This window comes from Achromobacter sp. 413638, assembly GCF_043119405.1.
In the GTDB taxonomy this organism is placed as follows: Bacteria; Pseudomonadota; Gammaproteobacteria; order Burkholderiales; family Burkholderiaceae_B; genus Achromobacter.
This window is the reverse complement of the sequence record NZ_JBICCO010000012.1, coordinates 1-25,118: the sequence shown is the minus strand read 5'-3', so window position 1 is coordinate 25,118 and position 25,118 is coordinate 1. Positions and strand designations below refer to the sequence as shown.

Below are 25,118 nucleotides of genomic sequence, written 5' to 3'. Positions count from 1 at the left end.
GCCGTGCAGCATCGGCGCACGCGCAACAAAAAACCCGCCAGCACAATGCAGGCGGGTTTTTTCTTGGCGGCAGCCCGGGCGCCGGCCAGCGCATGCCGGCGGGCGCTACGGCTTACTTGCCCTGAGCGGTCAGCGCCAGCGCGGCGGCGTTCACCACGGCGGCGATGCGGCCGGCGTCGCGCAGCTGCTCGGTCGACAGGCCGTCGTTCTTCAGGTTCTCGTAGTGCGATTGCACGCAGAAATGGCACTTGCCGATGATCGAGGCCACCAGCGCGAACAGCTCGAAGCGTTTTTTCTCCACGCCGCCGTGCGTGGCGTAGGCGTTCATGCGCAGTTGGGCCGGCAGGCTCTTGAGCTGGGCGTCGCCGCTCATTTCCACGTAGGGATACCAGGTGTTGTTCATGCCCATCAGAGCGGAAGCGGTCAGCGCCGCGTTGGCGTCGGTCTCGGACAGGCCGCTCTTGAAGGCTTCGACCAGCAGCGGGCTGCGCGCGGCATAGGCGGCCGACAGGGCGGCGCCCACGGCGTCTTCGGCCGGCAGGGTCGAACGGGCGATCACGGCGTCCAGATTCAGGCGGATGTCCTTGGCCCAATCCGGCAACTGTTCTTTGATGGTGGAGAGGAATTCCATAGTTTTTACCTATAATCTAGCGCAGTTAAAGCCCGGCAGGAGCTTGCGCGAGCAAACCCCTGACCGGGCTGGAAATTACAGCGTGGCGCCGCCAACCGTACGGTTGCACGGGCACAGCTCGTCGGTTTGCAGACCGTCGAGCAGACGCAGAACTTCTTCCGGGTTACGGCCGACGTTCAGGTTGTTCACCGAAACGTGCTGGATCGTGTTGTCCGGGTCGACGATGAAGGTGGCGCGCAGGGCAACGCCAGCACCCTTTTCACGCACGCCCAGCTGGTCGATCAGGGCGCCGGTGGTGTCGCCGAACTGGTAGTGACCCAGCTTGTTCAGGTCCGGGTGCTCACGGCGCCAGGCCAGCTTGACGAATTCGTTGTCGCTCGAACCGCCCAGCAGGACGGCGTCGCGGTCTTCGAAATCCTTGGCCAGCTTGTTGAAGCCGACGATTTCGGTCGGGCACACGAACGTGAAGTCCTTCGGGTAGAAGTAAATCACCTTCCACTTGCCGGGGAAGGAGCTTTCGGTGATGTCTTCGAACGCGGACACGCCGTTTTCTTCATGCTGGTTGAAGCCGGGCTTGACGCCGGTAACCTTGAAGGGCTCGAGTTTGTCGCCAACAGTTTTCATGTTTACTCCTGGTGTTGTCGGTGGAATGAAGCCTGTGCCTCAAACCATGAATTCTACGCTATTGATTTTCACTGTCTAATTGATAATTCCTAAATTTGGCTTTGGGCAGCTCTATCCGCGCGGTCAAACCGCCCCCCTCGCGGGGGAGCATGCGCAGGGATCCACCCACATGCTTGAGCAGCCGCTCGACAATGGCCAAACCCAGGCCGGCGCCGCTGACGCCGGTGCGCGCCGCTTCGCCGCGCGAGAAGGGACGCAGCAGGCGCTCCACGTCCTCGGGCGCGATGCCCGGTCCGCGGTCGCATACCTCGATGGCGATGATGCCGCCCTCAGCTTGCAGTGTCATGACCAGATGCGCCATGCCGTCTTCTGAACGGCCGTAGCGACGGGCGTTCTCGATCAGGTTGCTGACGATGCGCTTGAGGTCCAGCGCGGTGATGCGCGCGCGCAGGCCGGGTTCCAGCGAGGCATCCAGTTCGCCGCCCAGCGAGGCGGTATGGCTGCGCTCGCGCTCGTAGAGTTCGGCCAGCACGGCGGAAATGTCCGTCGCCAGTTGGGGCAGGGTGCCCGCCGGGCGGGCGTATTCCATGAGCTGGCCGATGCTGTGGTCGATCTGGCCCAGGTCTTCGTCGATGGCCTGGCGCGCGTCTTCCGACACGCCGCTCAGCTCGATCTCCAGGCGCATGCGCGCCAGCGGAGTGCGCAGGTCATGGGAAATCCCCGCCAGCATCAGCTCTCGGTCGGCCTCGGCTTGGCGCAGGTCCTTGGCCATGCGGTTGAACGAGGCGTTCAGGTCGCGGATCTCGAGCGGCCCCTGCTCGGGCAGCGGCGCGGGCGTCTCGCCGCGCGACAGCACCTGGGCGGCGCGCGCCAGCCGCGACAGCGGCCGGTTCACGAAGCCCACGCTGACGGCCGCGCCCACCAGCGACAGCAGCAATGCGGTCGCGCCCCAGCCCAGCCATTCGATGCCGCCGGTCAGCCCGATCTGCTCGCGCTCGAACACCAGCCAGTACAGCTCTTTCTCGATCTGGAAGCTGACCCAGAAGCCCGGCACCTGGTTCACGCCCCAGGCGATCTGGGTCTCGGGACCGAAGCGCGTGCGGATGTGCTGCGCCACGCGTTGCCAGTAGTCGTCGTCGGGCAGGGCTTCGGCGTAGTCGGTGACCTCGCGCGGATAGACCTGGATGCCTTCATTGGTGGCCAGGTCGAGCAGGAGCTTGCTGCGTTCGCCGTCGTGGGAGTAGATCAGCGCGGTGCGCGTGATGTTGACGGCCGTGATCACCCGCTGCGCCATCTGGTTGGCGCGCGGGCCCAGCTCCATGCTGAAGAAGACTTGTAGCCACGCACCCAGGCTGACGAGCATCAGCGCGGCGAGCAACAGGAACGTGCGGCCGAATAGTCCCAGCCGCAGACGCGAGGTCAGGTTCCTGAAGGTTTTGCGCAAGCGGGGCACGAGGCTGCGCTCCTGCCCGGGGCGGGCTTGTCGATCAACTGCCACCGTCCGGAACGAACACGTATCCCAGGCCCCAGACGGTCTGGATGAATACGGGCTTGGACGGGTTCGGCTCGATCAGCTTGCGCAGGCGGGAAATCTGCACGTCCAGGCTGCGGTCGAAGGCTTCGTACTCGCGGCCGCGGGCCAGTTCCATCAGCTTGTCGCGCGACAGCGGAATCTTGGGATGGCGCGCGAACACCTTCAGCACGGAGAATTCGCCCGTGGTGATGGGCACCTGTTCCCCGTTGCGCGTCAGCGTGCGGGTGGACAGGTTCAGCACGTAGGGGCCGAAAGCGATGGATTCGTTTTCCTGGCTGGGGGCGCCGGGATGCTCCTCGGTGCCGCGGCGGCGCAGGATCGCGTTGATCCGGGCCAGCAGCTCGCGAGGATTGAACGGCTTGGACAGGTAGTCGTCCGCGCCCATCTCCAGGCCGACGATGCGGTCGATTTCTTCCGCCTTGGCCGTCAGCATGATGATGGGCGTGTTGTCATGGCCACCGCGCAGCCGGCGGCAGATGGACAGGCCATCTTCGCCGGGCAGCATCAGATCCAGCACGAGCAGGTCGAAATGCTCGCGTTGCCAGAGTTTGCCCATCTCTTTGGCGTCTTCGGCGACGAAGACGTTGAATCCCTGCTCGGACAAGTACCGGCGCAGCAGATCGCGCAAGCGCGGATCGTCGTCGACGACGAGGATTTTGCGGGTGGGGGTGGTGTTTTGAGTGTTCATGGCCGGAAATGTAACAGTGACAAGAACCAGCGGCTAGAGGGCGTTCACAAGATATTACACATTGCGAGCCCTGGTTGAAATCCCCCTTCTCGACGGGTCAAAGCCGTCTAATTTCGTACAATCTGCACCTATGGAACTAAACCTGCTGGCTCTGGAAACCTCGTCGTCGCGCTGCGGCGTCGCCCTGTTGCGCGCGGCCGACGGCCGGCTGGACGTCACCGTCCGTGAGCACGAAGGATCCCAGGAGCACGCCGAGCGGCTGCTGCCCATGGCCGGCGAACTGCTGGCCGAGGCGGGACTGGCCCCGGGCGCGCTGCACGCCGTGGCGTTCGGCCAGGGGCCGGGCGGGTTCACCGGCTTGCGGGTGGCCTGCGGCGTGGCCCAGGGCATGGCCCTGGGACTGGATATCCCGGTGCTGCCGGTGGTTTCGCATTTGGCGGTGGCCGCGCAGACCGGAGCCGCGCCGGGCCAGGCCGTGCTGGTGGCGCTGGACGCCCGCATGAATGAAGTCTATCTGGCCGTCTACCGGCGGGCAGGAACGGAAGGCGACGAGCCGGCTTCCTGGGAGACGCTCCAGGAGCCCATGCTGATCGCCGCCGCCGAAGTTGTGCCCTGGGCGCAACATCATCAGTCTGGCTGGCGCCTGGGCGCGCCGCTGTTGATCGCGGGTGATGCCTGGGACGCCTATGCGGCCGACATGGCGCTGCCGCCTGTTTGGCGGCGGGTCGACGCCCTGCGTCCGGAAGCCGCCAGCGTGGCCAGGCTGGCGCGGCAGGACTGGCTGCGCGGGCAGTCGGTGCCGGCCGAGCTGGCCGCGCCGCTCTATGTAAGAGACAAGGTCGCCTTCACCACCGCCGAGCGCATGCGCGGCGAAGGCGGCAACCCCAAGGCGCGCCGGGCCATCCCGGCGACGCCGCAACCGCTGACCGACGCCGATCTGGACGAGGTGGTCGCGCTGGAAGCCAATGTGCAGTCCTTCCCCTGGACCCGTGGCAATTTCTCCGATGCGCTGGCGGCCGGCTATGGCGCCTGGACCTTGCGCCAGGAAGGCAGGCTGGCGGGTTTCTGTATCCTCATGTTCGCGCCGGATGTCGCCCATCTGCTGGTGATCGCCGTGGCCAGGGACCTGCATCGGCAGGGGCTGGGCGGTGAGCTGATGCACTGGTGCGAGCAGCGCGCACGCGAGCGCGGCCTGGAGGGCGTGCTGCTGGAAGTGCGGCCATCCAACGCCTCGGCCATCGCGTTCTATAAGAAACACGGCTATCTACAGATCGGCGTGCGCCGTGGCTATTACCCGGCGGACAAGGGCGGACGCGAGGACGCCCTGGTCATGCAAAAGCGTTTCGACGCGAACGGAGCCTGAGCATGAATGCCGTCCGGTCGCCGGAAGACATCATGCCCGCCATCCCGCCGGCCGGCGCCGCCGCGCCGCGCGTGAACCCGTTGCAGCGCTTCTGGTTGCGCGAGATCGGCATGGAGAAGTTGTGGCTCAAGCCCGCGCCTGCCGCTCGCCAGGTTGATGCACAAGTTGTTGATTTGAAAAAGGAAGCGTCCGTCCGTCCGGCTCGGGTCGAACGTTCGGACCCGGCCTCGCCGGTCGCGCTGCCCGTTGCAGCGGCGCCGCAGGCGCAGGCCGCGCCCGGGCCGGACGCGCCTGCGCGCGTCGCCCCGGCCGTGCGCAGCGGTCCGCCGCCCAAGCCGGTCGCCAGGCAGGAGCCGGAAGTCGCCGAGGCTCCGGTCATTCCCGTGGCCGAGCGCGTGCGCAACGCCACCCTGGACGAACTGCGCGAGCAGGTCGTGTCCTGCACCGCCTGCGGCCTGTGCCAGGGACGCCGCCACGCGGTCTTCGGCCATGGCGGCCAACCGGCGCGCTGGCTGGTGGTGGGCGAGGCGCCGGGCGAACAGGAAGACCGCCAGGGCCAGCCCTTCGTCGGCCGTTCGGGCCAGCTGCTCGACGCCATGCTGTCGGCCGTGGGCATGAGCCGCGAGCGCGACGTGTTCATCGCCAACGTGATCAAGTGCCGCCCGCCCGGCAACCGCAATCCCAAGCCCGAGGAAATCGCCGCCTGCAGCCCCTACCTGATGCGCCAGATCGAGCTGCTCAAGCCCGAGCGCATCCTGGTGCTGGGCCGCTTCGCCGCCCAGACGCTGCTGGGCACCGAGGCCACCATCGGCAGCCTGCGCGGCCGCGTGCACCAGCTCAAGACCGACGCCGGCCCGCAAATCCCCGTGATCGTCAGCTACCACCCCGCCTACCTGCTGCGCAGCCCGGTGGAAAAGTCCCGCGCCTGGCAAGACCTGCAGCTGGCCGCCAGCCTGAACTGACGCGCGCATCCGCGCGCCGTCTGATTTCTGCGATTGAGTCTGAGCGCACGGCGCGCCGCCATCATGCGCGCCCAATGGGCGCTGCCGCGCTGAAGCGCCAGAGCTGGCCAGGACGCTTGACAGGGGCCGCCCGAGAGACTCGCACGGCCATCCGACAGTGCCGCCCCAATCGAGGCCGCGCGGAGCCGGCTTTGCCGGTCCGCAGAGGCGCCCTTGAGGGGGAAGCGCGTAGCGCTTCTAGGGTGGGATTATCCTTCCGGTCCGCAGCGGCGCCCCCTTGAGGGGGAAGCGCCAAAGGCGCTTCGGGGGTGGGTTACTCCCCCAGGGCCCGGCCGTGACCTTCCTGGCCGATCTGTTCCTGCAACTCCGGATTGGCCTGCAGGTTGCGCTTGCACCAGCGCATGAAGACCACCATCAGCACGGCGACCACGGTGCCGAACATCACGATGATGATGTTGATCGGCAGTTGCAGCCACAGCAGCAGCGTGTACATGGCGACCATGAGCAGGATGTTGAGCTGCTCGTTGAAGTTCTGCACGGCGATGGAATGGCCGGCGGACAGCAGCACGTGGCCGCGGTGCTGCAGCAGGGCGTTCATGGGCACGACGAAGAAGCCGGCCAGGCCGCCGGTGACCAGCAGCAGCAGGTAGACGCTCCAGGGGGCATAGACCAGCGGCATCAGCAGCACCACCAGGCCCATGGCCGCGCCCACCGGCAGCACCGACAGCGCGCGGCGCAGCGGAATGCGGCCGGCCAGGATCGAGCCCACCACGGTGCCCAGCGCCGCCACGCCCATCAGGATGGAGGCCTTGTCCAGCTGGTAGCCCAGGTGGCTGCGGCCCCATTCGATGACGATCAGCTGCAGCGTGGCGCCGGCGCCCCAGAACAGGGTCGTGACGGCCAGCGAGATCTGGCCCAGCTTGTCGCGCCACAGCACGCAGACATAGCCCCAGAAGGTGCCCATGAGCCTGATCGGGTTCTTCTGCTGCGGCGGGTAGCGCACGTGCGTCTGCGGAATCATCAGGTTGCACAGGGCCGCCAGCAGGTAGACGAAGGCGATCACCAGGATGGCCGCCTCGGCTGGCGAATGCACCAGCTTGCCGATGAAGGAATGGTGCAGCAAGGCGTTGGACACGTGCGACGAGATCAGCAGGCCGCCCAGCACGGTGCCCAGGATGATGGACAACACCGTCAGGCCCTCGATCCAGCTGTTGCCCTTGACCAGCATGGACGGCGGCAGCATTTCGGTGACGATGCCGTACTTGGCCGGCGAGTAGGCGGCGGCGCCGATGCCGACCACGCCATAGGCCGCGCACACCAGATACGTCTGGTATTCCGGGGCGATGCCCAGGCTGGCGTACGAGAACATCAGCAGACAGCCGGCGACCTTCAGGGCATTGGTGCTGAACATCACCCGGCCCTTGGGGAAGGAGTCCGCGAAGGCGCCGACGAAGGCGGCCAGCACCACGTAGGCCAGGGCGAAGGTCCATTTCATCATGGGCGCCAGCCAGTCAGGCCCGTGCAGTTCCTGTATCAGGGCGATCGCCGCGATGAACAGCGCGTTGTCCGCCAATGACGAGAAGGCCTGCGCGGCCATGACCAGATAGAAACCACGTTTCAAGAATGTCCCCGATGCCTGGCCCGAGCCGGCCAGCCTGCTGGTTGAATAGTGTGCCGTTCCAAAAAGTGTCAGGGAGTATAGCCGGTGGCACAGTCCTGCCCGGCTCGGCGTTTGCCCGTGGTTTGACCGGATCGGGATGGCGCGCGCGTCACGCCTCTTGACGCTTGTTCTCGTTCGGGGACAGACCGCCTGCGGTATCATACGGGCCATATGCGCGCCGGCCCTCCTGGGCCGGTTTGCAATCTGCGCGGCAGGTCCCGGTCTGTTAACGCCTTTCGTTCAACCCACCACCCGGTCCGTCATCGTACTGTGCGTCTTACTCAGCTAAAACTCGCCGGCTTCAAGTCCTTCGTCGATCCCACCGTGATCCCCGTGCCCAGCCAACTGGTGGGCGTGGTGGGCCCCAACGGTTGCGGCAAGTCGAACATCATCGACGCCGTGCGCTGGGTGCTGGGCGAGGCCAAGGCCTCGGAACTGCGTGGCGAGTCCATGCAGGACGTCATTTTCAACGGCTCGGGCAATCGTAAGCCGGCCGCGCGCGCGTCCGTGGAAATGGTGTTCGACAACAGCGAAGGGCGCGCCGCCGGCCAGTGGAGCACCTACGCCGAGATCGCGGTGCGCCGGGTGCTGACCCGCGACGGCACCAGCAGCTATTTCGTCAACAACCAGCAGGTCCGCCGCCGCGACATCCACGACATCTTCCTGGGCACCGGCCTGGGCGCTCGCGGCTACGCCATCATCGGCCAGGGCATGATCAACCGCCTGATCGAGGCGCGCCCCGAAGAACTGCGGGTGTTCCTGGAAGAGGCTGCCGGCGTGTCTCGCTATAAAGAGCGCCGCCGCGAAACCGAAAACCGCCTGTCCGACACGCGCGAGAACCTGACCCGGGTCGAGGATATCCTGCGCGAGCTGAACAGCCAGCTCGAAAAGCTGGAGGCGCAGGCCGAAGTCGCCACGCGCTACCGCGAGCTGCAGGCCGACGGCGAAAAAAAGCAGCATTCGCTGTGGTTCCTGAAGGAAACCGGCGCGCGCGAAGAACGCGCCCGCAAGGCCCAGGAAATGCTGCAGGCGCAGAACGAGCTGGAAGCCGCCATCGCCGGCCTGCGCGCCGGCGAGGCCGAGCTGGAATCGCGCCGCCAGGCGCACTATGCCGCCAGCGACGCGGTCCACTCCGCCCAGGGCCAGCTCTACGAAGCCAACGCCCAGGTCAGCCGCCTGGAGGCCGAGATCCGCCACGTGGTGGATTCGCGCAACCGCCTGCAGGCGCGCCGCGAGCAATTGCAGCAGCAGATCGCCGAGTGGAACACCCAGCGCGAGCACTGCACCGAACAGATCGCCCAGGCCGAGGATGACCTGGCCACCGGCGCTGCCCGCACCGAAGAGGCGCGCGCCGCCGCCGAGGACGCCCAGGCGTCGCTGCCCGACGTCGAGCAGCGCGTGCGCGAAGCCGCCGGCGGCCGAGACGAGATGCGCGCCGCGCTGGCGCGCGTCGAGCAGAACCTGGCCCTGGTGGCGCAGTCGCAGCGCGACGCCGACCGCCAGATGCAGGCGCTGGAACAGCGCCGTGAGCGCTTGCAGCAGGAATTGCGCGAGCTGCATAGTCCGGATCCGGCGCGCCTGGAACAGCTGGCCGGCGACCGCGCGGCAGGCGAGGACCAGCTCGAGGAAGCCCAGGGCCAGCTGGCCGAGCTGGAAGCCCGCGTGCCCGAGGCCGACGCCGAGCGCAGCCGCGCCCAGGGCGACGCGCAGACCGAAGTGCAGAGCCTGGCGCGCCTGGAGGCTCGCCTGTCCGCCCTGGTCAAGCTGCAGGAAGACGTGCAGAAGCAGGGCGCGCTGGAACCCTGGCTGGCCAAGCACGAGCTGGCCGGCTTGCAGCGCCTGTGGCAGAAGCTGCACGTCGAACCGGGCTGGGAAACCGCGCTGGAATCGGCCATGCGCGAACGCATGGCCTCGATGGAAGTGCGCAGCCTGGACTGGGCCCGCGCCTTCGCCGAAGACGCGCCGCCCGCGCGCCTGGCCTTCTATCAATTGCCGGTCGCGGCCCCCGCGCCGGCAGCGCCCGCCGGGCTGACGCCGCTGGCCAGCCTGCTGCGCATCACCGATCCCGACCTGCGCACGCTGCTCAACGAGTGGCTGGCAGGGGTCTATACCGCGCCCGATCTGGCCCAGGCGCTGACCATGCGCGCCACGCTGCCGGCCGGCGCCGCCTGCGTGGTCAAGGCCGGCCATCTGGTCGACGCGCACAGCGTGCGCTTCTACGCGCCCGACTCCGAACAGGCCGGCCTGCTGGCCCGCCAGCAGGAGATCGAGAACCTGCAGCGCGAAATCAAGGCGCAGCAGCTGATCGCCGACCAGGCCCGCGCCGCCGTGGCCCGCGCCGAGGTCGCCTGGCAGCAGGTGTCCCAATCGATCGCGCCGGCGCGCCAGCGCGTGGCCGAAGTCACGCGCCGCGTGCACGACATCCAGCTCGAGCATTCGCGCCTGCAGCAGCAGGCCGAGCAGTCCGGCGAGCGCGCCTCGCGCCTGCGCCAGGACCTGGAGGAAATCGCGGCCAACGAGGAAGACCTGCGCGCCACGCGCGAGGAAGCCGAGGCCCGCTTCGAAGCGCTGGACGAAGAACTGGCCGAGCATCAGTCGCGTTTCGCCGACGCCGAGATCGAAGGCGAGACCCTGGCCGCCCAGGCCGAGGCCGCTCGCGCCCGGCTGCGCGAACTGGAGCGCGCCGCGCAGGAGGCGGAATTCGCCGAGCGCGGCATCCAGGTCCGCATCACCGACCTGCAGCGCAACCGCCAGCTGGCCGCCGATCAAAGCCAGCGCGCCAATGTCGAACTCGAACAGCTCCAGGCCGACCTGGCCGAGCTGGACGCCTCGGCCTCGCAGGCCGGCCTGCAGGACGCGCTGGAACTGCGCGCCGAGCGCGAGGACGCGCTGTCGCGCGCGCGCCAGGAAATGGACAATCTGGCGGCCCTGCTGCGCGGGGCCGACGAGGATCGCCTGACGCAGGAACGCCTGCTGGAGCCGCGCCGCGCCCGCATCACCGAACTGCAGCTGCAGGAGCAGGCCGCCCGCCTGGCCGAGGAACAATTCACCGAGCAGCTCAACGCCCGCGAGGTCGACCGCGAGGCGCTGGCCCAGGAGCTGGCCAACCAGCCCGACGAATGGCGCCGCGCCAGCTGGCTGCAATCGGAAGTCTCGCGCATCTCGCGCCAGATCGAGTCGCTGGGCTCGGTCAACCTGGCCGCGCTGGACGAGCTGAACGCCTCGCGCGAACGCAAGGGCTTCCTCGATTCGCAGCACCAGGACCTGATGACCGCCATCGAAACCCTGGAAGACGCGATCCGCAAGATCGACCGCGAAACCCGCGAACTGCTGCAAGAGACCTTCAATACCGTCAACGGCCATTTCGGCGAGCTGTTTCCCAAGCTCTTCGGCGGCGGCGAGGCCAAGCTCACCATGACCGGCGAGGAAATCCTGGACGCCGGCGTGCAGGTGATGGCGCAGCCCCCGGGCAAGCGCAACAGCACCATCCACCTGCTGTCGGGCGGCGAAAAGGCGCTGACGGCGACCGCGCTGGTGTTCGCGCTGTTCAAGCTCAACCCCGCGCCGTTCTGCCTGCTGGACGAGGTGGACGCGCCGCTGGACGACGCCAATACCGAACGCTACGCCAACCTGGTCAGCAACATGAGCGAGCAGACGCAGTTCCTGTTCATCTCGCACAACAAGATCGCAATGCAGATGGCCAAGCAATTGGTCGGCGTGACCATGCAAGAGCAGGGGGTTTCGCGTATTGTTGCGGTAGATATAGATTCGGCCGTGCAAATGGCCTCCGAAGCGGCATAAACCCAATATTCAGAAGGGCGCCGGCTGACGGCGCGGGATTTACACATGAGTGATTTGCAGATCGGGCTGATTGCCCTGGGCGTCTTGCTGATACTGCTGGTGCTGGGCTTCAACTGGTGGCAGGACCGCCGGGTCCGGCGCAAGATGCAAAGCCATTTCCCGACCAGCGAGCAGGATCCCCTGCTGGGCGCCGGGGCGGCTCCGGCCGCCGGCGCGCCGCGTCGCGAGCCGGGCATGGGCGGCGACGCGCCGCGCGCGCATCCCGAACAGCCCGTGCCGGTGGACGCCGGCAGCGACGCCGACGATGCCGAGGAGCCGGATCCCGCCTGCGAAGTCGTCATCGAGGTTCATTTCGCCGAACCGGCCCGTGGTGCCGATGTGCTGCCCTACCTGCAAAGCCTGCGCCATGTCGGCCGCAAGCCGATGCGTGTGTTCGCCACCACCGACCAGGGCCGCCACCGCGCCCGCATCCACGCAGGCGAGAGCTATGCCGCGATGTCGCTGGCCGTGCTGCTGGCCAACCGCAGCGGTCCGCTGACGGCCATTGAATGGTCGCAAGCCTGGGCGCGCGCCCAGGACCTGGCCGAGCGTTTCGAAGCCACCATCGAGGGTCCGGACCAGCAAGCCGTGCTGGAGCAGGCCGCCCGCCTGGACGACACTTGCGCCGCGCTGGACACCCAGGTCGGCCTGACGCTGCTGCTGGGCGGCGCGCAGCCCGCCGCCGAAGTGCTCAATGTGGCCCGCGACACCGGTTTCGTCGCCGACGGCAGCCGCCTGGCCTGGCCGTCGGACAACGGCGTGGCCCATTTCACGCTGTCGCGCGCCGACGGCGCCGCGTTCGACGCCGGCATGGGCGGCATCGAACGCCTGTACCTGCTGCTGGACGTGCCCTGCAGCCCGGCCGACAGCCGCGCCTTCGGCCGCATGGTCGAGGTCGGCCGCGAGCTGGCCGCGCGCCTGCGCGCCGAACTGGTCGATGACCAGGGCAAGCCGCTGGCCGATGGCTCCGAAACCGTTATCGATGAGCGCCTGCAGGTGCTGTTCGGCCAGTTGGAGCAGGCTGGCCTGCCCGCCGGCAGCGCGCGCGCGCAACGGGTCTTTGCATAATGAGCAGCCCCTCTGGCGGTGAAACCGCGGCACAGGCCGCGGCGCGTCTGCGCGCCGAGATCGAGCAGCACAACGTCCGGTACTACGTCTACGACGACCCTTCCATCTCGGACGCGGCATACGATGAACTGATGCGGGAGCTGCAGGCCCTGGAGGCCGCGCATCCCGATCTGGTCACGCCCGAGTCGCCGACCCAGCGTGTCGGCGCGGCGCCGGTCTCGGCCTTTGGTAGCGTCAGCCACGCCGTGCCCATGCTGTCGCTGGGCAATGCCTTCGAGGCCGAGGACGTGGAAGCCTTCGACCGCCGCGTGACCGATACGCTGCGCGGCGCGGGCCTCCTGGGCCCAGCCGAAGAAGCCGACTACTTCTGTGAACTCAAGCTCGACGGCCTGGCGATCAGCCTGCGCTACGAAGACGGCCGCCTGGTGCAGGCCGCCACGCGCGGCGACGGCCAGACCGGCGAGGACGTCACCTCCAATATCCGCACGATCAAGGCTATTCCGCTGCAGCTCAGCGGCCCCGCGCCCAAGGTGCTGGAAGTGCGCGGCGAAGTGCTGATGAACCGCGCCGATTTCGAAAAACTGAACCAGGCGCAGGCCAAGCGAGACGAAAAGATCTTCGTCAATCCGCGCAACGCCGCCGCCGGCAGCCTGCGCCAGCTCGACCCCCGCATCACCGCCAAGCGGCCGTTGCGCTTCTTCGCCTACAGCTGGGGCGAATTGCGTGGCATCCCGCAGGAGCAGGCCGGGCTGTTCGACGAGGAGGCTTCCGGCGCCGAGGCGCTGCCCGGCGATACCGGCAAGCTGCATGGCGCCATGCTGGACTGGCTGGGCTCGCTGGGCTTGCCCGTCAACGTGAAGTTCAATCAGCGCGTCCGCGGCGCACAGGGACTGCTGGACTATTACGCCAAGGTGGGGGCGCTGCGTCCGTCGCTGCCCTATGACATCGACGGCGTGGTCTACAAGGTCGATTCGCTGGCGGCGCAGAAGCTGCTGGGTTTCGTGGCGCGCGCGCCGCGCTTCGCGCTGGCGCACAAGTTCCCGGCCGAAGAGGCCACCACGACCCTGCTTGACATCGAGGTGCAGGTGGGGCGCACCGGCGCCATCACGCCCGTCGCGCGGCTCAAGCCGGTGTTCGTGGGCGGCGTCACCGTCACCAACGCGACGCTGCACAATGAAGACGAAATCCGGCGCAAGGATGTACGCATCGGCGACACGGTGATCGTGCGCCGCGCCGGCGACGTGATTCCCGAGGTGGTCGGCGCGGTGCTGGAAAAACGCCCCGCCGACGCGCGTGAGTTCGTCATGCCCACCGCCTGTCCGGTCTGCGGCTCGGCCATCGAGCGGCTGGAGGACGAGACCATCGCCCGTTGCACCGGCGGCCTGTTCTGCGGCGCGCAGCGCAAGCAGACGCTGTGGCACGCCGCCAGCCGCAAGGCGCTGGATATCGAAGGGCTGGGCGAAAAACTGGTGGACCAGCTGGTCGACAGTGGCCGCGTGAAGTCGCTGGCCGATCTGTACAGCCTGCGGCCGCTCGAACTGGTGGGCCTGGACCGCATGGGCCAGAAGTCGGCCGACAACCTAGTCGAGGCCATCGACAAGGCCCGCGCGCCGGCGCTGGGACGCCTGCTGTTCGCGCTGGGCATCCGCCATGTCGGCGAGACCACCGCGCGCGACGTGGCGCGCCACTTCGGCAGCATCGAGGCCATCATGGACGCCGACGAGGACGCGCTGTCGTCCGTGCCGGACGTGGGGCCGGTGGTGGCGGGCTCCATCCGCCGCTTCTTCGCCGAACAGCACAACCGCGACGTCATCGAACAGCTCAAGGCGCAGGGCGTGCATCCGGTGGCCGAGGCCGTGCCCGAAGACACCACGCTGGCCGGCAAGACCTTCGTGCTGACCGGCACGCTGCCCAACTGGACGCGCGAGGAAGCCTCGATGCGCATCCAGGCGGCGGGCGGCAAGGTCAGCGGCTCGGTTTCCAAGAAGACCGCCTATCTGGTGGCGGGCGAAGAGGCCGGCAGCAAGCTGGCCAAGGCGCAGGAACTGGGCGTCACCGTGCTGGACGAGGATGCGCTGAAGGCGCTGCTGGGCCTGGACGGCTGAGCACGCCGGCGGGGTCAGATGCTGCTGCGCGGCATCGAGTCGAGTATCGTTGCCGCCGCGCGTTGCAGCGCGGGCAGGTGCTGGCGCCGCAGCTCATCGGGCGAGCGGGCGCCCAGCACCATGCTGACGCTCAGGCCCGCCACCACCTTGCCTTCATGGTTGCGCAGCGGCACGGCCACGCCGGCAAAACCATCCACCAGCTCGCTGACCGAAATGCTGTAGCCGTCGCTGCGCACCTGGCGGATCAGCTTGCGCAGCGCCGTCTTCGAGACCGTGGTGTAGGGCGTGAGGCGCTTGAGTTCGGCGTTCTCCAGATACTGGTCAAGCGCCTCGTCGTCCAGCGTCGACAGCAGCGCACGTCCCAGCGAGTGGGCGTAGGCGGGCAGGCGGCTGCCGATCGTCAGGTCCAGCTTGAGCAGCTTGGGCGCTTCCTCGCGCGCCAGGAACACAACGTGCTCGCGGTCCAGCACGCCCAGCGAACAGGTTTCACCCAAGGCGCGCGCTACGTCCTGCATCACCGGCCGCACCAGCCTGGGCAGGCTCAGCGACGCGAAATAGGCATATCCCAGGTCCATGACCTTGGGGGTGGGCGAGAACTGCCTGCCGTCCTGCCGTACATATCCCAGCTTTTCCAGCGTCAGCAGGATGCGGCGCGATGCCGCGCGCGTGACGTCCAGCTGCTCGGCGGCTTCCTGCACCGTCACGCTGGCCACGCCTGTGGCGTAGATGCGCAACAGCTGCAGGCCATTGGCCAGGCTGTCGAGAAACTCTTCTTTCTTTTCGCTGGTTTCCGGCAAGGTCGAATCCATGGGTTCACGATGGTGTTCTGCAATGCCTGCGATTGTAGTTTGACATCCGGCGCTTTCTCCATAAAATGATGTTTATCGAACAAATGTTCGCCAAAAGATGTCCGGTCTCAACCATGACACGGACACGCATCCAAGGAGGAAGGCCATGTGCAGCAGATTCATCCGCGCCACGGGCGCGGTCGTCCTGGCGCTGGGCGCGGCGGTCGCCGCGGCCGCCGGCGACGCGTATCCCAACAAGCCCATCCGCTTCATCGTGCCCGCGGCCGCGGGCGGCCCCACGGAAATCGTCACCCGCCTGCTGGCCGAGCGCATGACCCAGAGCATGGGCGTGCCTGTCATCGTCGAGGCCAAGCCCGGCGCCGGCGGCAACATCGGCGCGGACACCGTGGCCAAGGCCGCGCCCGATGGCTACACCATCCTGATGGGCACGATCGGCACCAACGCCATCAACCAGACGCTGTACAAGTCGATGCCGTACCAGCCGCTGAAGGATCTGGTGGCGGTGACCCAGGTCGTGTCCTACCCGCTGGTGGTGGTGGTCAACCCCAAGCTGCCGATCAACTCGGTGGCCGACCTGATCGCCTATGCCAAGTCCCATCCGGGTGAACTCAACCGGGCCTCGGGCGGCAGCGGAACGTCGATGCACATGTCGGGCGAACTCTTCAACGAGATGGCGGGCATCAAGATGCAACACATCCCCTACAAGGGCAGCCTGCCGGCGTTGACGGATGTGATGGGCGGACAGGCCGATCTGGCGTTCGACAGCCTGGTCATCGCCCAGCCCTTGATCAAGGCGGGCAAGCTGCGCGCCATCGCCGTCACTGGGCCCAAGCGCTCGCCGGCCGAGCCGGACGTGCCTTCGGTATCGGAAACGCTGCCCGGCTATGCGATGACGTCCTGGATCGGCGTGTTCGCGCCGGCGGGCACGCCGCGCCCGGTGGTGGATCGTCTTCAGCAGGAGATCGCCAAGGCCCTGGCCGACCCCAAGGTCAAGGCGCAGCTCACCTCGCAGGCCGCCGATCCGGTCGCCAGCACACCCGATGAATTCGCCCGGTTCACGACAGAGGAAACCGAGAAATGGGCGCCCGTGGTCAAGGCGTCCGGCGCCTCCGTTTCCTGAACTTCCGCCAAGGAATCCCTATGTTGCCCATCGATTTCCAGGCCCGCCGCAAACGGGTCGCCCAGCACGCGCGCGAACTCGGTTTCGACGCCTATCTCGGCACCCGCCAGGGCGCCATGCACTATCTGAGCGGGGCGTTCATGCCCTGGCGCGGCGCCGTGCTGGTCACGGCTTCGGGCCACTGCGAGTTCATCTATTGGGCCATGGACGCCGCGCGCGTGCGCGCCGAAGGCCACGACATGGACGTGCATGAATTCGAGTTCGCCGATTTTCCGCAGCTGATCCGCCAGCGGCTGGAGCACCACGGCCTGGCGCAGGGCAAGGTCGCCCTGGACCTGGCGCATCCGGGCGCCGCGCAGATCGCGCCGGGCATGCTGACCGCTGCCGAGTTCTTCTCCCTGTCCGGGCAATTGCCCAAGGCCCGGTTCGAGAACGGGGTGGATGTGATCGACGATCTCATGTTGATCAAGGATGCCGCCGAGATCGAGCGCCTGCGCCATGCCGCCGAAGTGTCCGACTATGGTTTCGAGCAGGGCATGAATGCCGTGCGGGCCGGCGCCACCGAAAATGAAATCGCCGGCGAGATCGAACGCGCCATCCGGCGGCGCGGCAGCACTTGGTCCTGGGCGGTGACGGGCGGCACCGAGGTGGGGGCGGGCGAACGCACCGGCTTCCTGCGCGGCGTCACGCAGCAGGCAACCGACCGGCCCATCGGGCGCGACGAATTCGTCATCCTGGACCTGCATCCGCTGCTGGATCTGTACATGGCCGATACGGCGCTGCCGATCTTCCTGGGGCGGCCGACCGGGGCGCAGGCTGCCTTGATCGATTGCTGGGAGGAAACCGTGCAGACCATGCTCGCCGCGCTGACGCCGGGGCGCGCCATCGCCGACTGCGCGCGGCGCGGCATCGCCGTGTTTGAAAAGCATGGGCTCGCCGAGTTCGGCCTGCCCCTGTTCGGCCACGGCCTGGGCACCTGCGCCCGTACCCGTCCCTTCATCAACCTGCGCAGCCACGACGAGGTCACGCCGGGCATGGTGGTGGCATTGGGCACGCACCTGTACCGGCCCGGCCTGGGCGGCATGCGGCTCGAATACCCCGTCCTGATCGGTGAGCACGGCGCCGAGCCGCTGCTGCGCACCGAGGCCCGCGTCCATCGCCTGCCTTGAACCCATTCTTCGGAGCCCGAACATGAAAGCCCAAGCTCTCAGTCCGCTCATCGGCGCGGAAGTGCGCGGCGTGGATCTCGAAACGCTGGACGACGCGGCCTTTGTCGCCGTGAACGAACTGTTCCTGAAGCATCAGCTGCTGGTCTTCAAGGATCAGCAGCTGTCGCCGGAAGGGCAGCTGCGCTTCAGCCGCCGCTTCGGCGAACTGGATATCCACGTGCTGGCCCAGTACAACCATCCCGAGTACCCCGAGATCTTCGTGCTGTCGAACGAAGTCAAGAACGGCGTGCCCGCGGGCATTGCCGACGGCGGTTCCTACTGGCATTCGGATTTCGCCTTTCGCGAATGTCCCGCCAAGGCCACCATCCTGAACGCGCAGACCATTCCGCCCGAAGGCGGCAATACGCTGTTCATCAACATGTACCGCGCCTACGACACGCTGGACGATGCGATCAAGGCGCAGCTGGACGGATTGAAGGCCGTGCATCGGTATCGCCCGCGCAGCAGCCGCGCCGACGAGGGCACCCGCGTGGTGATGGATGCGACGCAATTGGCGGAGACACCGGACGTGGAACATCCCATCGCGCGCACCCACCCGGAGACGGGGAGGAAAGCGCTGTACGTGCATCCCGGCATGACCGCCGAGGTGGCGGGGTGGGGCGCAGAGGACAGCCGGGAGCTGCTGGAACGCCTGTTCGCGCATTGCACCCAGCCGGAATCCCAGTACGCGCTGCAGTGGTCGCCGGGCGATGTCGTGATGTGGGACAACCGCTGCGTGATGCACAAGGCGACCACGCGGGAGCTGCCGGCCAGCCTGCGGCGGACGATCTATCGGACCACGGTCATGGGCGAGCGTCCGGTATAGGCCATGACGCGTCCCGCCCGCGCCGATCCCTGCCAGGCCATCGGCGAGACCAGGATCGAGAGCATGGCGCTGGACGGCGGCGGTCGCATCGCGCCGGCGCGCGTGGCCTGGCGCCGCTACGGGCCCGAGCCGGCGCAGGCCCGCGCCGTCGTGCTGCTGCTGCACGGCATCTCCGGCAGCCAGCAGGCGCTCGCGCCTGTCAGCGGGGAAGTCCATCCTGATGCGGGATGGGCATCCGGGTGGCTGGGGCCCGGCGCCGCGCTGGATACGCGCCATACCTGCGTGCTGGCGCCCAATGCGTTGGGCTCGTGTTTTGGCAGCAGCGCGCCGGATGCGGAATTGCCCGCCTCGTTTCCCGACTTCACCATCACCGACAGCGTGCGCCTGCAGGGGCTGTGGTTGCGCGCGCTGGGCGTTGCGCGGCTGGATGCGGTGGTGGGCTATTCCTACGGCGGCTATCAGGCGTTCCAGTGGGCGCTCGATCCGCCCGTGCCACTCGGGCGGGCGCTGGCGCTGGCGTCCGGGCCGCGCGGCGGCGGCAGTTGGAGCGACGTGATCGCGTTGCGGCGCCTGGCCGCCGCGCGGCGGGCCGGCGATGCCTTGGCGCAACAGCAGTGGGTCGCGGCGCGGCGGGACGCCTTGATGCGCTATGGCCGGGGCCTGTGGTTGGCCGATGCCGGCGCGCCCGAGCCCGGGCAGGCGCTGGACGCCGAGGCGCGCGCCTGGGCGGCGCGCTTTTCGCCCTGGTCGATGGCCGCCTTGCGGGCGGCAGCCTGCCGCCATGACGTCCGCCACGCGCTCGCGTCCTTGCGCGCGCCGTTGTACTGGCTGCGCTGCGCGTCGGACCTGCTGTTTCCGCCCGGCGATGAAACCGCCTTGCCGCCCTGCGTGCATCCCATGACGGTGGCCGGACGCTATGGCCATGCCTCGCCCGCGCTGGAAGGGCCGCTGTGGGATGCCTGCCTGCGCCGGGCGCTGGCCTGAATGCGGCGGAGCTGGCCGCTGTCGGCGCCAGGCCGCGGACGAAAAAAAACTGCCCGCATGCGCGGGCAGTTCTTCCTGGGCGATCAGCCGATCCTTACTGGATCTTGGCCTTTTCGCGCAGGTCCTTCTGGTAGTCGGCCAGGGTTTGCTGGCGCAGCATTTCCTCGATCTGCGGGCGCACCTGATCCAGCGGCGGGAACTGCACCGGGCGGGTGTCGTCGACCTGGATGATGTGCCAGCCGAACTGCGTCTGGACGGGCTTGTCGACCAGTTGGCCCTTCTTCAGCTGCGTGACGGCCTGAGCGAAAGGCTGCACGTAGTTGGTCGGGGGAGCCCAACCCAGGTCGCCACCCTTTTCGGCGCTGCCGGGATCCTTGGAGTTCTTCTTGGCCAGATCGTCGAACTTGCCCTTGTTGCCCTTCAGTTGGGTCAGCAGGTCGTTGGCGGTCTTTTCGTCTTCAACCAGGATGTGGCGGACCTTGTACTCCATCTTGCCCGCTTGTTCCTTCTTGATCTTTTCGTACTCGGCCGTGACCTTGGCGTCCGACACCGGGTGCTTGGCCAGATAGTCGGCCATCAGCGCGCGCACCAGGATGCCCTGGCGAGCCAGTTCGATCTCGGTCTGCACGTCGGCCTGCTTGGCGATGCCGTTGGATTCGGCGGCCTGCACGAAGATCTGGCGGTTGATCATTTCCTGCTTGACCTGCTCGCGCAGCTGCGGGGAATCCGTGGCGCCCTGGGTGACCAGAAGCTTGACGAATTGATCCAGGCTCTTCTGCGGAATGGCCTTGCCGTTGACGGTTGCCACGTTCTGGGCAAAAGCCGGCAGGGCGATGGCGCAAGCGGCGGCCAGCATGACGATGCGTTTCATGAAAGTCCTTTTACCTTCTATTTGGGAGCCTGTGCGTCTAGCGCAAGCGCATGGATCGGATAGGGGATCAAATCTTGCAAATGATGATACACCAGCCTATGGCGGGCGACGGCGGACTGCCCGGCGAAGCAGGGCGCCACAATCAGCACGCGGTAGTGGCCGGCGCCGTTTTTACTTCCTTCATGGCCTGCGTGCAAATAGGACTCGTCTTGAATTTCAAGACTGACCGGTTCCAGCGCGGCCAGGCGCTCCCGGATCAGGGCGATGCGGTCGGTGGTTTCTGACATGTTGGTAGGGTAGAGGTTCCGCCGTCGACCGCCCGCGCGGGACGTCGATGGCGGAAAAAATGAGGGGTCAGGGTTGCGGCTTGCCGCCGGACGCGCCGGAATCGGACGACGTCTCTTCGCCGGGCTGGATATGTTTGCCCAGCCAGAGCGATTGGCCGATCACGAACACGATCATCAGGCCCATCAGGCCGAAGGCCTTGAAGCTGACCCATTGCGACTCGGTGAACTGGCCGGAGAAGGCCACGTACAGGTTGAGCGCGCCGGCCACCAGGAAGAAACCCGCCCAGACCAGGTTGAGCTTTTCCCAGGCCGGGTCGGGCAGCTGGATCTGCTTTTCCATCAGGCCGCGGATCAGGTTGCGGCGGAAGAACAGCCGCGCCAGCACCAGCGCGCCGCCGAACAGCCAGTACAGCACGGTCGGCTTCCACTTGATGAAGACATCGCTGTGCAGCCAGATGGTGGCGCCGCCGAACACCAGGATCACGGTCAGGTTGATCCAGTGCATGGCCTCGATGGCCTTGCCGGTGAGCTTGAGCCAGACGATCTGCAGCACGGCGGCCGCCATGGCGACGCCGGTGGCGATGAAGATGTCCGCATACCGGTAGGCGACAAAGAACAGGATCAGCGGGAACAGGTCGAACAGGAACTTCTTCATGCGGGGCTTCAGTCTTCCAGCGGTTCAAACGTCATCGACAGCGAATTGATGCAATAGCGCAGCCCGGTGGGCTCGGGGCCGTCGGGGAAGACGTGGCCCAGGTGGGCGTCGCAGATATTGCACAGCACCTCGGTGCGCACCATGCCGTGGCTGATGTCGCGCTCTTCACGCACCCGCGCCGGGTCGATCGGCTCGAAGTAGCTGGGCCAGCCACAGCCGGCGTCGAATTTGGTGTCGGAAGCGAACAGCGGCGTGCCACAGCCCACGCAGCGGTAGATGCCGTGGGTGAACGTGTTCCAGTAGCGGCCGGTGAAGGCGCGTTCCGTACCTTTTTGGCGGGCGACGACGTATTCTTCCGGTGACAGCTGGGCCCGCCATTCAGCGTCGGATTTGCGTACTTTGTCCATATATAGCGCTCTTGGAGTCCCGAGGCCCGGAATGGTTCGGGCATAATCCTGCCCCATGTTAATCCAGTTTGACCAGGTGGTCGTTTCCACGCCGCAAGCCGAGGTGCTGCGCGGGCTCAGCCTGACGCTGGCACAGCGCCGCGTCGGCATCGTCGGCCCGAACGGCGCCGGCAAGAGCACGCTGGCGCGCCTGCTCAACGGCCTGGCCTTGCCGACCTCGGGCCGGGTCAGCGTGGATGGGCTGGATACGCGCCAGGACCTGAAAGCCGTGCGGCGACGGGTCGGCTTCGTGTTTCAGAATCCCGAAAACCAGATCGTCTTTCCCATCGTGCGCGAAGACCTGGCTTTCGGCCTGAAACAGCTGGAACCCGACCGCGCCCGCCGCGAGGCCCGCATCGAGGATCAGTTGCAACGCCTGGGCGTGGCTCACCTGGCGGACCGGGCCAGCCACAGCCTGTCCGGGGGCGAGCGCCAGTTGGTCGCCCTGGCCGCGGTGCTGGTGATGGATCCGGCGCTGGTGGTGTTCGACGAACCGACCACCCAACTGGACCTGCGCAATCGCAACCGCGTCCGCGATGCGATCGCCGGGCTGGCCCACGACGCCGTCGTGGTCAGCCACGACCTGGCGCTGCTGGAGGATTTCGACCGGGTGCTGGTGATCGCCGATGGACGCGTCGCCGCCGACGACCAGCCGGCCGCCGCCCTGCGCTGGTACCGTGATCATTTCGCCTGAGGGCGGCCGCCCATGCTCGAACCGCTCTATATCGCAGGCAATTCCCGACTGCACCGGCTGCCTGCCGGACTGAAGCTGCTGGCGCTGTGCGCGGCGGGGGCGGGGCTGTTCGCGCTGCGCGATCCGCGCTGGCTGGGCCTGGCGTTGGCCGTGGCCGCCGGGTTGGTCTGGTCCAGCGGCGCCGGGGCCGCGCTGCTCTGGCGCCAATTGCGCGGCCTGGCGTGGGTTCTGCTGGCGCTGGGATTGTTCACCGGCTTTTTCCAAGGTTGGGTCGAGGCGCTGGCGGTGCTGCTGCGGGTCGGCGCGATGGTGGGGCTGGCGCTGGCCGTGACGCTGACCACGCGCACCGCCGATCTGATCGCGGTATGTGAATGGGCGCTGCTGCCCTTGCAGCGCCTGGGCCTGCTCGATGCCGGCAAGGTGGCGCTGGCCCTGGCGCTGGCGCTGCGCTTCGTTCCCGAGATCTGGCGCAATTTCCATGAGATCCGCGAGGCGCAGGCCGCGCGCGGGCTCGGCGCCAATCCCCTGGCGCTGATCGTGCCGCTGATCGTCCTGACGCTGAAGCGGGCGCAGGAAGTCTCGGAAGCCATCGACGCGCGCAGTCCCTGAACGCGACGCCTCTTGACCGCGCTTTCATCATCCGGGAAGAATCATCCGGGAAAATCGTCCCTAGGGAGGGGAATGCCATGAAATCCAACAATACCGTGCTGGTGGCGCTGTTCGCGGCGCTCATCGTGGTGCTGAGTCTGGTGCCGCCGATTCCGCTGCCGGCCATTCCGGTGCCGGTCACGCTGCAGACGTTGGGCGCCATGCTGGCCGGCGCCATGCTGGGGCCGGTGCGCGGGGCGCTGGCCTGCCTGCTGTATCTGGCGCTGGCGGCCATCGGCCTGCCGGTGCTGCCGGGTGGACGCGGCGGGATGGGGGCCTTCCTGGGGCCGACCGGCGGATTCCTGATCGGCATGCCGATCGGCGCCTTTGTCACGGGCTGGCTGGCGCGCCGGCTGGCGGGCCGGGCGCCTGGCACCTGGGCCGGCGTGGCGGGCTATGCGGTCGCCTGCGTGGTCGGTGGCATCGCGGTGGTGTATGCCTGCGGCGTGCCCTGGCTGGCCTCTGTCGCCAAGATGGACCTGGGCAAGGCGGCGCTGGCCGTGGCCGTGTTCGTGCCCGGCGATCTGATCAAGGCGGCCGTGGCCGCCTGGGTGGCGTCGCGCGTGGCGCGCGTCTGGCCCATGCCGGGCCGTTGAGGCTCGCGGGCGGACGCATGAGGACAGGGAATCCCCCAACTGACGCATGGGGGGCTTTCCAGTACAAGTTCGCCATTGACGAATGCGTTCGCTGAGTTTCGGTTTCCGTAGCACATCAGGGATTTACCGTAGTTGCGCCGCATCATGTGATACTGATTTAACCCTATAATATTTTTTTCTGTATAACTTTAACTAGGCTCGCTTCGCCTCAAACGAGGCACCAAAAGAAGAGCCGCCACAGGAGACAAAACATGCGCAAGCATTTCGGCTTGACCGCGGCCGCCGCCGCCGTTGCCCTGACCCTTCCGCTGCTGGCCAGCGCCCAGGTCAAGGTCGGCGTGACGGTGTCCAGCACCGGCCCCGCCGCCTCGCTGGGCATCCCCGAGCGCAACACGGTCGCCCTGCTGCCGAAGGAAGTGGCCGGCCAGAAGATCGAATGGATCGTCCTGGACGACGCCACCGACACGACGCAAGCCGTCAAGAACTCGCGCAAGCTCGCCTCCGACGACAAGGTAGACGTGCTGATCGGCACGTCGGTGACGCCGGGCTCGCTGGCCATGGTCGACGTGGCCGCCGAAGCCAAGGTGCCGATGATCAGCGTGGCCGCCAGCGCCAAGATCGTCGAGCCGGTCGACGACAAGCGCCGCTGGGTCTTCAAGACTCCGCAGAACGACGCCCTGATGGCCGGCGCGCTGGCCGACGCCATGTCCAAGTCCAAGGTCAAGACGCTGGGCTTCATCGGCTTCGCCGACGCCTACGGCGACGGCTGGCTGGACGTGATGCAGAAGGCCGCCAAGGCCAAGGGCATCGAGATCGTCTCGATCGAAAAATACAGCCGCACCGACACCAGCGTGACCGGCCAGGTCCTGAAGCTGGTCGGCGCCAAGCCCGACGCCATCCTGATCGCCGGCGCCGGCACGCCCTCGGCCCTGCCGCAAAAGGAACTGCGCGCGCGTAACTATGGCGGCGTGATCTATCAGACCCACGGCGCCGCCAACAACGATGTGCTGCGCGTCTGCGGCAAGGATTGCGACGGCATGTTCCTGCCGGCCGGCCCGCTGCTGGTCGCCGCTCAGCTGCCTGACAGCAACCCGGTCAAGAAGTCGGCCCTGGCCTACGTCGAGACCTACGAGAAGGCCCACGGCGCCGGTTCGACCAACACCTTCGGCGGCCATATGTGGGACGCCGGCCAGCTGGTCGTGGCCGCCTTGCCCGCCGCGTTGAAGACCGGCGCCAAGCCCGGCACGCCGGAGTTCCGCGTGGCCATGCGCGACGCGCTGGAAAGCATCAAGGACCTGCCCGCTTCCCAGGGCGTGTTCAACATGTCGCCCACCGACCACGCGGGCTTCGATGAACGCTCGCGCGTCATCGTCAAGGTCGAAGGCGGCAAGTGGGTGTACCAGCCGGGCCTGTAAGGCGCGGCTCGCCTGTTCACAGGGCGCCCGCAAGCGGCGCCCGCGCCATTGGGGGGGGGGGGGGGGGGGGGGGGGGGGGGGGCG

23 protein-coding genes are annotated in these 25,118 nt (G+C 67.5%); 13 read left to right on the top strand and 10 right to left on the bottom strand.

What is annotated here, in order from left to right:
* Nucleotides 1-112: 112 nt before the first annotated feature.
* The 4 genes from ACEU5R_RS07315 to ompR all read right to left on the bottom strand — a co-directional run bounded on the left by ACEU5R_RS07315 (nt 113) and on the right by ompR (nt 3,477).
* The gene (locus ACEU5R_RS07315) at nt 113-631 is read right to left on the bottom strand and encodes a carboxymuconolactone decarboxylase family protein (protein ID WP_103273078.1); all 519 of its coding nucleotides are present in this window, start codon (nt 629-631) and stop codon (nt 113-115) included.
* A gap of 75 nt (nt 632-706) precedes the next feature.
* Complete coding sequence (locus tag ACEU5R_RS07310) at nt 707-1,255, bottom strand: peroxiredoxin (RefSeq protein WP_006389231.1); 549 nt, start codon at nt 1,253-1,255, stop codon at nt 707-709.
* A gap of 58 nt (nt 1,256-1,313) precedes the next feature.
* A complete protein-coding gene (locus ACEU5R_RS07305) occupies nt 1,314-2,708 on the bottom strand; it encodes an ATP-binding protein (protein ID WP_199770991.1) in 1,395 nt (464 codons plus the stop codon).
* A 34-nt stretch (nt 2,709-2,742) separates the two neighbouring features.
* Entirely contained in the window at nt 2,743-3,477 is a 735-nt protein-coding gene (gene ompR / locus ACEU5R_RS07300) for a two-component system response regulator OmpR (protein ID WP_003813882.1), read from the bottom strand.
* 130 nt (nt 3,478-3,607) lie between these two features.
* Here ompR and tsaB point away from each other — a divergent pair, with 130 nt between their 5' ends.
* Both tsaB and ACEU5R_RS07290 read left to right on the top strand, forming a co-directional pair.
* On the top strand, nt 3,608-4,840 hold the full coding sequence (tsaB, locus tag ACEU5R_RS07295; protein WP_392409664.1) for a tRNA (adenosine(37)-N6)-threonylcarbamoyltransferase complex dimerization subunit type 1 TsaB: 1,233 nt from the start codon (nt 3,608-3,610) through the stop codon (nt 4,838-4,840).
* Between the two features lie 32 nt (nt 4,841-4,872).
* Nucleotides 4,873-5,802 carry a uracil-DNA glycosylase gene (locus tag ACEU5R_RS07290; protein WP_392409712.1) on the top strand — a complete coding sequence of 310 codons (930 nt, stop codon included), beginning with the start codon at nt 4,873-4,875 and terminating at the stop codon, nt 5,800-5,802.
* Nucleotides 5,803-6,115: 313 nt separating this feature from the next.
* Here the strand turns inward: ACEU5R_RS07290 and lplT are convergent, their stop codons facing one another.
* Nucleotides 6,116-7,423 carry a lysophospholipid transporter LplT gene (gene lplT, locus ACEU5R_RS07285; RefSeq protein WP_103273081.1) on the bottom strand — a complete coding sequence of 436 codons (1,308 nt, stop codon included), beginning with the start codon at nt 7,421-7,423 and terminating at the stop codon, nt 6,116-6,118.
* Between the two features lie 309 nt (nt 7,424-7,732).
* On the opposite strand from lplT, the gene smc reads away from it, so the two are divergent.
* The 3 genes from smc to ligA are packed head-to-tail and all read left to right on the top strand — an operon-like array spanning nt 7,733 to nt 14,475.
* Nucleotides 7,733-11,263 (top strand): chromosome segregation protein SMC, encoded by a 3,531-nt coding sequence (gene smc / locus ACEU5R_RS07280; RefSeq protein ID WP_103273082.1) that lies wholly within the window; start codon nt 7,733-7,735, stop codon nt 11,261-11,263.
* 45 nt (nt 11,264-11,308) lie between these two features.
* Nucleotides 11,309-12,370: a cell division protein ZipA C-terminal FtsZ-binding domain-containing protein gene (locus ACEU5R_RS07275; RefSeq protein ID WP_392409663.1), complete on the top strand. Its 1,062-nt coding sequence runs from the start codon at nt 11,309-11,311 to the stop codon at nt 12,368-12,370.
* The gene (ligA, locus tag ACEU5R_RS07270; protein ID WP_103273084.1) at nt 12,370-14,475 is read left to right on the top strand and encodes an NAD-dependent DNA ligase LigA; all 2,106 of its coding nucleotides are present in this window, start codon (nt 12,370-12,372) and stop codon (nt 14,473-14,475) included. Before ACEU5R_RS07275 ends, ligA begins: the two co-directional genes overlap by 1 nt.
* 14 nt (nt 14,476-14,489) lie before the next feature.
* Here ligA and ACEU5R_RS07265 read toward each other — a convergent pair whose 3' ends face one another.
* Nucleotides 14,490-15,284, bottom strand: a complete 795-nt coding sequence (locus ACEU5R_RS07265) for an IclR family transcriptional regulator C-terminal domain-containing protein (RefSeq protein ID WP_103273085.1) — start codon at nt 15,282-15,284, stop codon at nt 14,490-14,492.
* 145 nt (nt 15,285-15,429) lie between these two features.
* Here ACEU5R_RS07265 and ACEU5R_RS07260 point away from each other — a divergent pair, with 145 nt between their 5' ends.
* From ACEU5R_RS07260 to ACEU5R_RS07245, 4 genes are read left to right on the top strand one after another with little or no spacing between them, the layout of a single operon-like run.
* Nucleotides 15,430-16,404 (top strand): Bug family tripartite tricarboxylate transporter substrate binding protein, encoded by a 975-nt coding sequence (locus ACEU5R_RS07260; RefSeq protein WP_392409662.1) that lies wholly within the window; start codon nt 15,430-15,432, stop codon nt 16,402-16,404.
* A gap of 20 nt (nt 16,405-16,424) precedes the next feature.
* Nucleotides 16,425-17,573 carry a M24 family metallopeptidase gene (locus ACEU5R_RS07255; RefSeq protein ID WP_392409661.1) on the top strand — a complete coding sequence of 383 codons (1,149 nt, stop codon included), beginning with the start codon at nt 16,425-16,427 and terminating at the stop codon, nt 17,571-17,573.
* 22 nt (nt 17,574-17,595) lie between these two features.
* Nucleotides 17,596-18,438 (top strand): TauD/TfdA dioxygenase family protein, encoded by an 843-nt coding sequence (locus ACEU5R_RS07250; protein ID WP_392409660.1) that lies wholly within the window; start codon nt 17,596-17,598, stop codon nt 18,436-18,438.
* Nucleotides 18,439-18,441: 3 nt separating this feature from the next.
* Nucleotides 18,442-19,422 (top strand): alpha/beta fold hydrolase, encoded by a 981-nt coding sequence (locus ACEU5R_RS07245; RefSeq protein ID WP_392409659.1) that lies wholly within the window; start codon nt 18,442-18,444, stop codon nt 19,420-19,422.
* A gap of 94 nt (nt 19,423-19,516) precedes the next feature.
* Here ACEU5R_RS07245 and ACEU5R_RS07240 read toward each other — a convergent pair whose 3' ends face one another.
* The 4 genes from ACEU5R_RS07240 to msrB form a co-directional block, all read right to left on the bottom strand.
* On the bottom strand, nt 19,517-20,293 hold the full coding sequence (locus ACEU5R_RS07240) for a peptidylprolyl isomerase (protein WP_103273090.1): 777 nt from the start codon (nt 20,291-20,293) through the stop codon (nt 19,517-19,519).
* A 17-nt stretch (nt 20,294-20,310) separates the two neighbouring features.
* Nucleotides 20,311-20,580, bottom strand: a complete 270-nt coding sequence (locus ACEU5R_RS07235) for a BolA family transcriptional regulator (RefSeq protein WP_103273091.1) — start codon at nt 20,578-20,580, stop codon at nt 20,311-20,313.
* A gap of 67 nt (nt 20,581-20,647) precedes the next feature.
* Nucleotides 20,648-21,235 carry a septation protein A gene (locus ACEU5R_RS07230; protein WP_103273092.1) on the bottom strand — a complete coding sequence of 196 codons (588 nt, stop codon included), beginning with the start codon at nt 21,233-21,235 and terminating at the stop codon, nt 20,648-20,650.
* Nucleotides 21,236-21,243: 8 nt separating this feature from the next.
* The gene (gene msrB / locus ACEU5R_RS07225) at nt 21,244-21,642 is read right to left on the bottom strand and encodes a peptide-methionine (R)-S-oxide reductase MsrB (protein ID WP_103273093.1); all 399 of its coding nucleotides are present in this window, start codon (nt 21,640-21,642) and stop codon (nt 21,244-21,246) included.
* Between the two features lie 55 nt (nt 21,643-21,697).
* Here msrB and ACEU5R_RS07220 point away from each other — a divergent pair, with 55 nt between their 5' ends.
* From ACEU5R_RS07220 to ACEU5R_RS07205, 4 genes are all read left to right on the top strand, one after another.
* Nucleotides 21,698-22,375, top strand: coding sequence for an energy-coupling factor ABC transporter ATP-binding protein (locus ACEU5R_RS07220; RefSeq protein WP_103273094.1), 678 nt, complete (start codon nt 21,698-21,700; stop codon nt 22,373-22,375).
* A gap of 12 nt (nt 22,376-22,387) precedes the next feature.
* Nucleotides 22,388-22,984, top strand: a complete 597-nt coding sequence (locus ACEU5R_RS07215; RefSeq protein WP_392409657.1) for an energy-coupling factor transporter transmembrane component T family protein — start codon at nt 22,388-22,390, stop codon at nt 22,982-22,984.
* A gap of 77 nt (nt 22,985-23,061) precedes the next feature.
* Nucleotides 23,062-23,619, top strand: a complete 558-nt coding sequence (locus ACEU5R_RS07210; RefSeq protein WP_103273096.1) for a biotin transporter BioY — start codon at nt 23,062-23,064, stop codon at nt 23,617-23,619.
* A 251-nt stretch (nt 23,620-23,870) separates the two neighbouring features.
* On the top strand, nt 23,871-25,034 hold the full coding sequence (locus tag ACEU5R_RS07205) for an ABC transporter substrate-binding protein (RefSeq protein WP_392409656.1): 1,164 nt from the start codon (nt 23,871-23,873) through the stop codon (nt 25,032-25,034).
* Nucleotides 25,035-25,118 lie beyond the last annotated feature (84 nt).